The organism is Marinomonas gallaica, assembly GCF_001639745.1.
In the GTDB taxonomy this organism is placed as follows: Bacteria; Pseudomonadota; Gammaproteobacteria; order Pseudomonadales; family Marinomonadaceae; genus Marinomonas; species Marinomonas gallaica.
This window is the reverse complement of record NZ_LTAX01000014.1, coordinates 48,397-60,240: the sequence shown is the minus strand read 5'-3', so window position 1 is coordinate 60,240 and position 11,844 is coordinate 48,397. Positions and strand designations below refer to the sequence as shown.

Annotated in this window: 11 protein-coding genes; 6 read left to right on the top strand and 5 right to left on the bottom strand. The window is 46.6% G+C overall.

The window, feature by feature from the left end:
* Window positions 1-93 precede the first annotated feature (93 nt).
* From rpmE to AYW76_RS13275, 4 genes are all read left to right on the top strand, one after another.
* Window positions 94-309: a 50S ribosomal protein L31 gene (gene rpmE / locus AYW76_RS18980; RefSeq protein ID WP_082866227.1), complete on the top strand. Its 216-nt coding sequence runs from the start codon at window positions 94-96 to the stop codon at window positions 307-309.
* Between the two features lie 16 nt (window positions 310-325).
* The gene (locus AYW76_RS13285) at window positions 326-1,093 is read left to right on the top strand and encodes a thermonuclease family protein (RefSeq protein WP_231872611.1); all 768 of its coding nucleotides are present in this window, start codon (window positions 326-328) and stop codon (window positions 1,091-1,093) included.
* Between the two features lie 134 nt (window positions 1,094-1,227).
* Window positions 1,228-2,496, top strand: coding sequence for a malic enzyme-like NAD(P)-binding protein (locus AYW76_RS13280; RefSeq protein WP_067032859.1), 1,269 nt, complete (start codon window positions 1,228-1,230; stop codon window positions 2,494-2,496).
* Window positions 2,497-2,683: 187 nt separating this feature from the next.
* Complete coding sequence (locus AYW76_RS13275) at window positions 2,684-2,881, top strand: membrane lipoprotein lipid attachment site-containing protein (protein WP_067221045.1); 198 nt, start codon at window positions 2,684-2,686, stop codon at window positions 2,879-2,881.
* 71 nt (window positions 2,882-2,952) lie between these two features.
* On the opposite strand, the gene AYW76_RS13270 is transcribed toward AYW76_RS13275, so the two are convergent.
* Complete coding sequence (locus AYW76_RS13270) at window positions 2,953-3,942, bottom strand: OmpA family protein (protein WP_067221041.1); 990 nt, start codon at window positions 3,940-3,942, stop codon at window positions 2,953-2,955.
* Window positions 3,943-4,258: 316 nt separating this feature from the next.
* The gene (locus AYW76_RS13265; RefSeq protein ID WP_197467827.1) at window positions 4,259-5,311 is read right to left on the bottom strand and encodes a peptidase M42; all 1,053 of its coding nucleotides are present in this window, start codon (window positions 5,309-5,311) and stop codon (window positions 4,259-4,261) included.
* 249 nt (window positions 5,312-5,560) lie between these two features.
* On the opposite strand from AYW76_RS13265, the gene AYW76_RS13260 reads away from it, so the two are divergent.
* Together AYW76_RS13260 and AYW76_RS13255 are read left to right on the top strand one after the other, a co-directional pair.
* On the top strand, window positions 5,561-6,931 hold the full coding sequence (locus tag AYW76_RS13260) for a DUF4856 domain-containing protein (RefSeq protein WP_067221034.1): 1,371 nt from the start codon (window positions 5,561-5,563) through the stop codon (window positions 6,929-6,931).
* A 15-nt stretch (window positions 6,932-6,946) separates the two neighbouring features.
* Window positions 6,947-7,954, top strand: coding sequence for a sterol desaturase family protein (locus AYW76_RS13255; RefSeq protein WP_067221031.1), 1,008 nt, complete (start codon window positions 6,947-6,949; stop codon window positions 7,952-7,954).
* Between the two features lie 62 nt (window positions 7,955-8,016).
* Here AYW76_RS13255 and eat read toward each other — a convergent pair whose 3' ends face one another.
* Genes eat through AYW76_RS13240 form a run of 3 tightly spaced genes read right to left on the bottom strand, consistent with a single transcriptional unit; the run spans window position 8,017 to window position 11,719 of the window.
* Window positions 8,017-9,423 carry an ethanolamine permease gene (gene eat / locus AYW76_RS13250; RefSeq protein WP_067221028.1) on the bottom strand — a complete coding sequence of 469 codons (1,407 nt, stop codon included), beginning with the start codon at window positions 9,421-9,423 and terminating at the stop codon, window positions 8,017-8,019.
* A gap of 27 nt (window positions 9,424-9,450) precedes the next feature.
* A complete protein-coding gene (eutC, locus tag AYW76_RS13245; RefSeq protein ID WP_067221026.1) occupies window positions 9,451-10,302 on the bottom strand; it encodes an ethanolamine ammonia-lyase subunit EutC in 852 nt (283 codons plus the stop codon).
* A gap of 1 nt (window position 10,303) precedes the next feature.
* Window positions 10,304-11,719, bottom strand: coding sequence for an ethanolamine ammonia-lyase subunit EutB (locus AYW76_RS13240; RefSeq protein ID WP_067221024.1), 1,416 nt, complete (start codon window positions 11,717-11,719; stop codon window positions 10,304-10,306).
* Window positions 11,720-11,844: the final 125 nt, after the last annotated feature.

Genomic DNA, 11,844 nt, shown 5'->3' with positions numbered 1-11,844 from the left:
CACTGTACAATTGATGTACAACGAATCGTGCGGTGCTTAGCAATCTGAATTACTGACTAAGTGGCGGCACACCAAACCTTAAGGTAAAAAACGATGAAAAAAGATATCCACCCAAATTACTCTACTGTTTCTGCAACTTGTACTTGTGGCAACACATTGACTCTAAATTCTACACTTGGCAACGATCTACACATCGATGTATGTAGCCAATGTCACCCGTTCTACACTGGTCAGCAGAAAATGCTTGATACAGGTGGTCGTGTTGATCGCTTCAACAAACGTTTCGGAGCACGTCGTACTACTAAGTAATTGGTGGATGATACGTATGCTGATTCAAAAAAAGCGCCAAGCTCTCTTGGCGCTTTTTTTGTGCCTGTCATTCCCAAGTTTCGGGCAATGCCTTGCCGATGGCGATTTACAAAAGGCACAAGTCGCCAAAGTCATTGACGGCGATACCCTATACCTCAAGGATGGCCGTAAAATTCGTCTCGTGGGTATTAATACACCGGAGCTGGATCACGAGCAGGGACACCATGAAGCGTATGCTTTAGAAGCCAAGCAGCGCTTAACGGCGCTTGCGGGAAGTCACGTTTATTGGCAAAGTGCGCAAGAAAACGAAGACCGCTATGGTCGTAAGCTGTATTATTTATTTACGAAAGATCGAGACTCGATAACAAGTCGGTTACTATCCGATGGGTTAGGTTATCGTGTTGCTGTTCCGCCTAATCTAAAATACCAAGATTGTTTTGTTCAAGCGGAGCTAAGCGCCCGTGAAGCAAAACGCGGACTTTGGCAATACTCGACGCATTGGCAGCCACAAGCAGGCTTTGCGGTCGTACGATCAACACTGACGTCCATTACGCATAATCGTGGCGGTTGGTGGCTAGAGACTGATCAAGATCTAGTGATCAATATTCCTCGATATGCAGAGCACTATTGGGCTCAAAAAGATGTATTCTATCTACAGGGTAAGATGATCGAAGCTCGAGGCTGGCAGTATCAACGCAAGAAACGCCAGCAAGATCGGTTTAAATCCGTCGTATTGACGGTGAAACATCCTCAAGACTTACGTAGAATTAAGTCGTCGGATTAACCGATACGCACTATTATAATTTTATAAGGAGCTTCTTCTAGGTCGGTACTCCTAGTATCGAAAAGCCAGAAAGACGCCCATCCATTTGCTGCAAAGCGAACGAACAACACTATTAAATAGACGGAATAACAAAAATGGCAGAAGATCTAAAACAAGCTGCGCTTGAGTACCATGAGAAACCAGTACCAGGCAAACTTAGCATCACTATCAGCAAGCCAACAGCAACGTCTCGCGACTTATCTTTGGCATACAGTCCAGGTGTAGCAGAGCCGTGCCGTGAAATTGCGAAAGACCCAGAGGCAGCTTACCGTTATACCGGTAAAGGCAATCTAGTAGCCGTCATTTCTGATGGCACTGCGGTACTTGGTCTAGGCAACATCGGTCCGTTGGCGTCTAAGCCAGTAATGGAAGGTAAAGGCGTATTGTTTAAGCGTTTTGCTGGTGTGAACTCGGTTGATGTGGAAGTAGAAGCTGAAAGCCCTGAAGCGTTCATCGATACGGTTGCGCGTATTGCCAATACATACGGTGGAATCAATCTAGAAGACATCAAAGCGCCTGAGTGTTTTGAAATCGAGCGTCAGTTGATTGAGCGTTGTTCTATCCCTGTTTTCCATGATGACCAACACGGTACTGCTATTGTAACGGCTGCAGGTCTATTAAATGCTCTTGAGCTACAGGGCAAAAACATTGCTGACGCGAAAATCGTATGTCTGGGTGCAGGTGCCGCGGCGACAGCATGTATGAACTTGATTATTGCGTGTGGCGCAAAGCGTGAGAACGTCAACGTACTTGACCGCAAAGGTGTTATTCATTCTGGTCGTGATGACCTGAACGAATACAAAGCAACGTTTGCAATCGAAACGGATGCGCGCAGCTTAGACGATGCAATTGATGGTGCGGATGTCTTCATCGGTGTATCTGGTCCAGACTTATTGACGGTTGATCAGCTGATGAAAATGGCTGCCAATCCAGTGGTGTTTGCATGTTCAAACCCAGATCCAGAGATTAATCCAGAAGCTGCTTTGGCTGCGCGTTCTGACTTGATCATGGCAACAGGCCGTTCTGATTACCCGAACCAAGTAAACAATGTACTTGGCTTCCCGTTCATTTTCCGTGGTGCGCTGGATGTGCGTGCAACGAAGATTAACGAAGAGATGAAGGTAGCTGCGGTGAATGCTTTGAAAAACCTAGCGAAAGAAGAAGCGCCTGCGGATGTTGTTGCGGCTTACGGTGGCTCTGCATTGACGTTCGGTAAAGAATACATTCTACCGAAACCAATGGACACGCGTTTGCTAACTGAAGTGTCTGCAGCCGTGGCTAAAGCTGCCGTTGACTCTGGTGTTGCATCTTTACCTTACCCAGATTTCTACCCACTAGAAAACTTGGATCGCTTTGAGGCTTAACCTCGTCGGCTAAACGTTCCAAACTGAAAAGGCGATACGCAACTGCGTATCGCCTTTTTTTATACCGGATTTATGGCGTAAAGTGGAGTGTCTAAATTGCGAAAGGAATGCTTTGCCTGTGTAAAAACACTCGATTAAACAGCGCTTTGTCCGTTAGTCTGGCGAAAAAGAATATCAGGAGAGATGGATGAAAAATATATTGCTAGTGGCTTTAGCCGCGCTAATTGTATCGGGTTGTTCGGTACATCGAGTAGCCGGTGAAATTGGCGGTGTCGATGTTGAGGCCAGTCGTAGTGGTGATCATGATGGTAAGCGTAAACATGATAAAGGTAGCGATAACAATAGCTTCTGTCCGCCGGGGCAAGCGAAGAAGGGCAATTGTTAATAGTCTTGTAAATGAAAGGCACAAAAAAACCAGACCGAAGTCTGGTTTTTCTTTTAAACTAAGTCAAAAACTTAGTTAGGCATATCGTTTTCCATCGCTTCGCGAGAAGAGAAAGAAACAGTCGTTGTACGACGGTTTAGCTGACGATTTGCTTTAGATGTATTTTCTACTACTGGGTACGCTTCACCGTAACCAACAGTGTCTAGACGGCTAGCGTCTACACCGAAGTCTTCAACTAATCGTTTGGCAACAGCATCAGCACGTTTTACAGACAATGTTTCGTTGTATTCTTTTGGACCCACTGAATCAGCAAAACCGCGGATTTGAGCAACTTGCTCAGGGTTTGCTTCTAGGTGATCAGCAATGTTTTGTAGATCAGAGTATTCAGACTGAGCAACATGAGCAGAGTCGAATGCGAAGTGAATGTCGTATGGTAGTACTGTTTTCACTGGTGGTGCTGGCTCTGGCTCAACAACAGGCGTTACTTCAACCACTGGCGTTGGTTCAACAACTGGTGCTGGCGCTGGTGCCGCTTTTTTAGCGCCAAAAGAGTACTGAAGACCGATTGTTGCTACTTGGTCTGTGTGATCTGCTTCTAAATCTTCTACAACGCGGTAATCAGCACGTAGAGACGTATTGTCGCTTAGTGCGAATTTTAAACCACCACCCGCATTAAGCTGAGTGTTTTCGTCACCGTCAAGATCTAAGTCGTAGTGCGTAGAACCAAGACCCGCTGCTAGGTAAGGCGTTACGCTAGAGCTGTTAAAGAAGTTGTATAAACCGTCAAGACGGTATTGATCAGCATCGATGTTTTGACCGTTGCTAAGTTCACTGTCTAAGTTTAGGTAAGTGAACTCAACGCCCCATGGGTTATCGAATTGGTAACCAAAGCTAAGACCGAACGCACGATCGTCATCCAAGTCACGATTGTTATCAGGTGCGGAATAACCAATGCTTGGTGTAAGTGTGAAACCTGCAACTGGCTCTTCTGCGTGCACAGCCGTTGCTGATGCTGCAAGGATACCACTTAGAATTGCTGTTTTCTTAAAAATGTTAGACATGTCTCTCTCCTTAGGGGGGATGTCATTTAGTAATAGCTTAAGTGTACATTAAATATTTATAATTTGACTTAGATATAAAAGTGCAAAGATTGTCTGACTTGTGAAGCATTTGAAGCAACTTGACAAAAAACTGACGTATTATGGCTTCTTTACACAATGATAGCGTCTTAACTCATTAGTATTCTTGAAATAATCCCTCTTCAATTACATAACTTTTGCACAAAATGCTTAGGCTAATCACTTAAAAAAGGCTATAAGAGCAAAATGTGCACTCGTATGGCCACAGTTTTGAGTATAGTCGAGCTTTCAGACAGTCTTAGCGCAGTTTTGCAATCGCCTGCAGTAATAGTAGAAACGCATTCACTGAAGCAAATGAAGCCGATTCATGCATAGTGTGATAGCCCGTAGTTGGGATTTGTAAAGTAGTACCATCGACCAAGCCATTAGATGCCGAGATGATGCGACCTAACTCAGTACTGCCAAGTGAGCTTGGCGACTGGCCGGCAGCGATTAATTTTTCGTTCTCTGCTTCAACATAACGGTTCTTATATAAGAAGCTAAAGCCAATCTCTTCACATAGTTGTTCGAGCAACGCTGTACTTTCGGGGTTAAAGGAAGCGTTAGCATCCTTTTCACGCAAAACGAGTAGCTGTTGATCTGCGCTTTCTATATCTGGAAATGGACTCGTATCAACAACGAACAAGCGGTTAGTTGTGCCGCCAAAGCGTCTAAACCACTCTAGCAAGTAGCGCCAGCTTTTACCTGCTTCTTCTTGCGCGGTAAAAAAAGCGGTTCCAGTAAACCCTTGGCTGAATAGGTGAACCAGCGCAGCGGCCGAAATAACATTATCGAGCTGACCTTCTAAACGATCGCCATTACGAGCGAGTGTGTCTTCAAAAGCGACTGGCGTGCCAGCAACAACCCCTTCTAGGCCTTCGACTTCGAAAATTAAGTTGTTTCGGTATTCACAGATGTAGCCATTACGGATGACACCTTTTCCACGGTAGCCACCAGACCAAGGTTCGTAAGCATAAACGTTTTCTTGGTTAAAGCGCTCCGTTACCTTTGTCATGAGCTGCTCAGACACAGAATTGTTCAATAGATCGGTTCGATTGGCTGAGACAAATGCGGCGTATTGAAATTCGTTAGGGCCAGTACACACTAAACCATGTCGATCGATGTGCGCAGAGAACATGGTACTAAATGGATCACTGCCTTGTGCGACTAAGACACCTTCATACCAGGTTACTTTCGCGCCACGCTCTTCAAGCTCACGCTGCAGAACTCGAAAAAACGAGTGCTCCGCGCCGACTACGGAAGGAGCACGAATAAGATGTTTTAGCAGATCGATAAACTCTTCATTTAGCACGCAGTCACCCTCTAAGAAAGCTGTGTAAGGAAAAGCGATCATAGGAGTTTTAGGGAAGAAATAAAGCGATTTATAGAAGGTTTTAAGAATAAATAGTACGTCAATAAAAGTGTTCTTTGAAAAACAGATATAAGGGTTATATATACAATTAATATTGATAATGGTTCTTATAATTGTTAAGTTCTCTTTTAATGAGTTTTTTCTAATGTACTTGATACTATCAACTATTTAAATCTAAGGGTTAGAACAATGAAAAAGACCTTACTTGCTTTGCTAGTCACTGCGGGGGCTGCGCAGGCTAATGCCATGTCTTATGAATTCGATGTTACGTTAAAAGGCTATGACGGTGATGCGACTTCCTCTGTTGCCTACTCCGGTCAGATTGCACGTCATGCCCTGCATAATTCGTTGAAAAAAGTGGTGAGCCAAGGCGACCAAACGCGGATGTTGATGTACTTATCTGGCAAAGAAGAAGGTCGTATTATTCTTGATCCTGCTAGCAAAGAGGGTTTTGCTATTAAGCAGTCTCAAGTTGACGAACTCTCTAAGGGGAAAGACTTATTATCCAGCGCTTACGATGGCGTGATCACAGGTTGGCCTGGCAATCCAACAGCACAAGAGTTGTTACAACAATGGGTAGAACTGGCAGCAAACAGTAAGCAAGGTTATGACCCTGTTAATGGTTACGATTACACTCAGCTAATCTCTAAGTTTGCCATGGGCGCAGTGTTCTATAACAAAGCGGTTAACCATTACTTAGAAGAGAAGTTAGAGGCAGATCAGCATCCAAATAACGAAGCCTATAAAGAAGGCGTACCTTATACAGGTAAAGAACATGTATGGGACGAAGCGTTTGGTTACTTTGGTGCGCCGGCACATGGTTTAGAGCTTACGCCAAATGAAGTTGTGCAAATTACCAAACAGAATCCTGAGTACTTCGCAAAAGCCGATGCAAATGGTGATGGTGTTGTAGACCTGAAGTCAGAAATGGCGTTTGCACACGCTTATTATGCCGCCAGCATCGATGCCAGCTCTGATACCACATACTTCCATACGATCATGCAGGCGTTTGTTGACGGTCGCCAGTTGATTAGCAAAGCAAATGGTGAACGTCTAACTGACGAGCAGCGCGGTGAATTAAAGGGTTACGCAGCAACGATTGCGACGGCGTGGCAGCAAGTCATTGCTGAGGCGGCGTTCAAATACGCGGGTAGCGTCTACGCTGATCTTGAGAAAATCGCGATCATTGAAGAAGCGCATGGTGATGTCAGCAAAGCATTCCGTGATTACGTAAAACACTGGGGTGAATTAAAAGGTTTTGCGCTGTCTCTTGAAGCTGCGGGTCGAGATCTAGGTAAAGCGCAAGCAAGCCTAGATCGTTTGATTGGCTTTAGCCCTGTACTGTTCGGTGACATGCAAGTGGCCGCATACGATGGTAAAGGTGGCTTTGTACAAACCAATGCGGGCATTATGCAAGAATACAAATTGAATATGATCAAAGTGCAAAACCTACTAGCCCAACATTTTGACTTAAAAGCAAAGCTGAAAGATAAAACGGGCGGCATGAGCGCTGTTTTAGAACAAATTAATACCGCAGGTAAAAGCGCTGAAAATGACTAAACGGGCGTTTTAATAATGTTGGAAAACATTGTTGCTTGGTTAGGAGACGAGCTGGCATTTGCTGGCTCGTCTTTGTTGGATACGAGCAAGCGAGTGTCTGTTTGGTATCTTGCGTCGGCATTGTTGTTTGCGGGCGCGCTATTAACCATTCGCTATGGTCGTCAGGGATGGTTGCGTTTACAGCCTTATTTATCATGGCGAGTCTGGTTCCATCGCTCAGCGCGAACTGATTACGCATTGTGGCTGGTTAATCGCCTTTTATTAGCGTTATTGATCCCGAAAGCACTTACTCAGGCGGTTTGGATTAGTTGGCTATACTTCTATTGGCAAGAACACGGCTTTCGTGATCTGCAGCTAGGCTGGTCGACTTCCGTTGTAATGGTTTTATTTACCTTATGCTACTTTCTAATCGATGATTTTTCGCGTTTTTTTGTGCACTGGTGTATGCACAAAAGTCCTTGGTTATGGGTGTTTCATCAGGTGCATCACAGTGCCAAAGTACTAACGCCGTTTACCGTCTTTCGCACTCACCCCGTTGAAGGGTTATTGTTTTTCCTCCGCTCTATGGTCTCTCAAAGTTTTGTTATCAGCGTATTTCTGGTGGCTTTTCCTAATCAAGTCAGTTTATGGCAGATCTACGGCGTACTAGTCACGACATTTTTGTTTAATGTATTCGGGGCAAATTTACGTCATTCTGGCGTGGCGCTTAGCTACGGTCCTCGTATTGAAAAATGGCTTATCTCACCCGCGCAACATCAGATACACCATTCGGTAGCGCGTCATCACTATGATCGTAACTTTGGTGTGGTGTTGGCTATTTGGGATCGATTATTTGGTAGTTGGCACGCAGGGCACGATGATCAAGCTATTCGTTTTGGTACCCAGAAAGCGATTGATGACATGGGGATGATAGGTCAGTGGTCACAGCCGTTTAAGGATATTCAGCGATTGCTAAGGGATCGAATTAAGCATAGGCAAATGTGGTTAAAGCAGTTTAGCCAAAAAAACGCCCCGCACGATTAGATCGTGAAGGGCGCTCCTAAATAGGAGAGTTGTCTATGATAAGACTAAGAGATTAGAGCGTTTTAAGGGGTTGTGGTTAAATCGGCTTCCGCTTGTGCCAGCATATTGAACTCTTCTTCAGGCGTTTTCGCGACGAGACGATTTTTGCTGTACAAAAAGAAATACGCGGCGCCGATCACAAACAGTGCCAAGGTATACATAAAGGCACGTGGGTCATAGGCGAAAACACCTGTTAGCGCAATAATCGATAGCACCAAGGCGATACTGGAAGTAACAATGCCCCCCGGTGTTCTATAAGGACGAGGCATATCAGGCTGTTTAATGCGCAGTAGAATATGACTTAGCGCCATCAATGCATACGACACGGTGGCACCAACCACAGCCATTCCTAGCATCAGATCCCCTTCGCCCGTTAATGACGCTAGGAACCCAAATACGCCAGGAACAATCAGTGCGCGGGCAGGGACCTTACGTTTATTCGTAAGAGACAAGCTTTTTGGTAAGTAGCCAGCACGTGACAAGGCAAAGACTAAACGGCTGTAGCCATAGATGATGGAGAAAAATGATGCCACCAAACCGGCCAGTGCAAGCACATTCACCAGTGTCGCCAACGTTGGTTTACCGGCTACGTTCAAAGCATCCACTAACGGTACCGCACTGCTGCCGATTGCTTCTGCACCGGTAACACCAGCCAGCAATAAGACGACTAGGGTTGCGGTAAATAGTAAGAAAATCATCGCACCAATAATACCTTTCGGCACATCTTTCGCCGGATCTTTGGCTTCTTCGGCCGCTAGAGGAACCCCTTCCACAGCGAGAAATAACCACATTGCAAACGGCAGTGCTGCCCAAACTCCGTACCAACCAAAAGGCATCAACTCTGATGCGCCTGCTGCGTCGGTAGGTGCGATATCAAACAGGCGCGAGGCGTCAAAATCGCCGATTAATGCGACCGCCGTACCTAAAATTGCGACCACTGCCAAACCAGAAATGACCATCATAACTTTTAGGGCTTCGCCCACACCAGCTAAATGAATGCCGATAAAGACGAGGTAAAACAGGGCGTAGACAACAGGGCCATTGAAACCGAGTAGTTCTTCTACCGCTGAACCGATGAAAATAACGATAGCCGCTGGAGCCAATGCATATTCAATGAGCACTGCCAAACCAGTCATATAGCCACCGACAGGCCCCATCGCTTGCCGAGCGAAACTGTAGCCACCACCCGCAGCGGGTATTGATGCTGACATTTCGGCTAGCGATAGCACCAGTGTCAGGTACATGATGCCCATCAGCACAGCTGCGATGGCGAAGCCGCCCCAGCCAGCTTCGCCAATACCGAAGTTCCAGCCTGCGAAGTCTCCGGAGATGACGTACGACACCCCTAGACCTGCGAGTAGCATCCAACCAGCGGTGCCGCGCTTTAGCTGGCGCTTGGCCAGATAGTCTTGATCCATTTGTTCAGCCATGTGTGTTCCTCATGTGTACTGTTATGGTTAAGGTTTTTGAGTGATTAGAAAGTTGTTGTTATCGTTTTCATGCTCCAGCACGGAATCGTCTGTGCGATCCTTAAGTTTGACGCCGGAGAGTTGTTTGCTACGCGCTTCATTAAGCAAGTAGAGTGCTTTGCGGGCAGCCTCAGGGTAGTTCAGCCCCGCAGTACGGATATTGGAGATACAGTTGCGAAAGGCGTCGGTATGCCCCACCTTAGGGCTCCAAGTTAGGTAGAGCCCCATGCTGTCGGGTGAGCTCAAGCCGGGGCGCTCGCCTACCAGCACAACAACACATTTTGCTCTGAGAAGGTCGCCAATGTGATCGCCAATGGCGACACGCCCCTGTTCGACCAAGCAAAACGGAGCGATGCGCCAAGGCTCTGGCCCGCTCGTCAGTTGCGGGATCAATTTTCCTAAAAAGGGCGTTACGTTCTCTTCAATAGCGAAGGCCGATAGACCGTCAACAATTACAAATGCCAGATCGTATTCGTCATCACACAGGTAAGCGTGATCTTCTAAGGTTTGCTCTGAGGCTTTATTCAGAAGGCGACCGTAATCTGGGCGTTGTAGGTACATGTCGCGATGTTCTGCTCGGCTATGTAAACGTAGCGGCTGGCCTTTGGGGCACCAGCTTTGGGACATAAGGTTTTCGATCAGTCCATCTATATCGAGGGGAGTGTGAACCGCATCAATGGCTTGGGCATGGGCCAACTGGAAGGCAAGTAGGTGTTTGGTTGGTACGCTAATGCCCGCTCGCCCTAAGCCAATACGTGCGTCTGTAAACTCACGTAAGCGTTGCCATGGATTTTCAATGACGGGCTCTTCGATAGGGTGCGTTGGAAAGATTCGCTTCATACTAATGGTCTCCCAACATGCGTTTTAGTGACGTTTCAAAAGCTGTGGGAATTTTATGATTCAATGTGAACTGGTCATCACTAAAAATGTTGGTGTGTTTTAGCCATTGATCAAACTCTGGCGCAGGGCTTAGGCCTAATGCTTGGCGTACATACATGGCATCGTGGAATGAGGTGGTTTGGTAGTTGAGCATGATGTCATCAGAGCCAGGAATGCCCATGATGAAAGTGCAGCCTGCAACGGCAAGCAACGTCATCAGGTTGTCCATATCATTTTGGTCGGCTTGGGCGTGGTTGGTGTAGCAGACATCACAGCCCATGGGTAAGCCTAATAGCTTGGCGCAGAAATGGTCCTCTAAGCCTGCTCGAGTAATTTCCTTGCCGTCGAATAAGTACTCTGGGCCGATAAAGCCAACGACGGTATTAACCAACAACGGTTTAAATTTTCGCGCTACTGCATAGGCTCGTGCTTCACAGGTTTGTTGATCCAGATTGTGGTGTGCATTAGCGGAAAGCGAGCTGCCTTGTCCGGTTTCAAAATACATCACGTTATCACCGACCGTGCCGCGCTTAAGTGATAGCGCAGCCTCGCGAGCCTCGGCAAGAGTAGCTAGATTAAAACCAAAACTATCGTTGGTCGCTTGCGTACCGCCAATGGACTGGAACACCAGATCAACTGGTGCGCCTTGTTCAATGCATTCAATGGTGTTGGTGACGTGCGTTAACACGCATGACTGCGTCGGAATCTCGTAGTGTTGAATGACCTCATCCATCATGTTCATCAAACGACAAGCCTGTGCCACATTGTCGGTGGCGGGGTTGATGCCAATGACCGCATCTCCGTTGGCGTACATCAAACCGTCTAAAATACTGGCAGCAATGCCTGTTAAATCATCTGTTGGATGATTGGGTTGCAAACGAGTTGATAAGTGCCCCGGTAAGCCGATGGTGTTCCGAAAAGCAGTTTTCACATGGCACTTCTTACTGACCAAAATAAGGTCTTGGTTGCGCATGATCTTACACACGGCGGCCGCCATTTCAGGTGTCACGCCTAAGCGTATGCGTTCTAAGGTAATTGGTGTGGCTAGGTCACTTAGCAGCCAGTCTCGAAAGCCACCGACGGTGAGATGGGAGATGACAGAAAAAGCGCCTTTATCGTGCTCGTCGATGATTAAACGGGTGATTTCATCGTCTTCATAAGGAATGAGCAGGTCTTCCAAAAACAGTTTGAGAGGAACGTCAGCCAATGTCATCTGCGCGATGGCGCGTTCTTCAGCGGTTTCTGCCGCGACACCTGCAAGACGGTCACCTGAGCGCGCGGGGGTGGCCTTAGCCATTAAATCGGCAAGGTTCTTAAAGCCAAATGTTCGTCCCCCCACCGTATGTCGAAAGCGATATTGTGTGTTGTCATTTGCCATGTTGGCACCTTTGAGTCTACTTTTAAAAGCCTGCTTTGATAACGCTGCCTTATGGAATAGGAATTGCTTTGTAAAGCGATTAGCAAGTTATTCTATTTTGTTGAATACCGTTACATGGGCGTTAT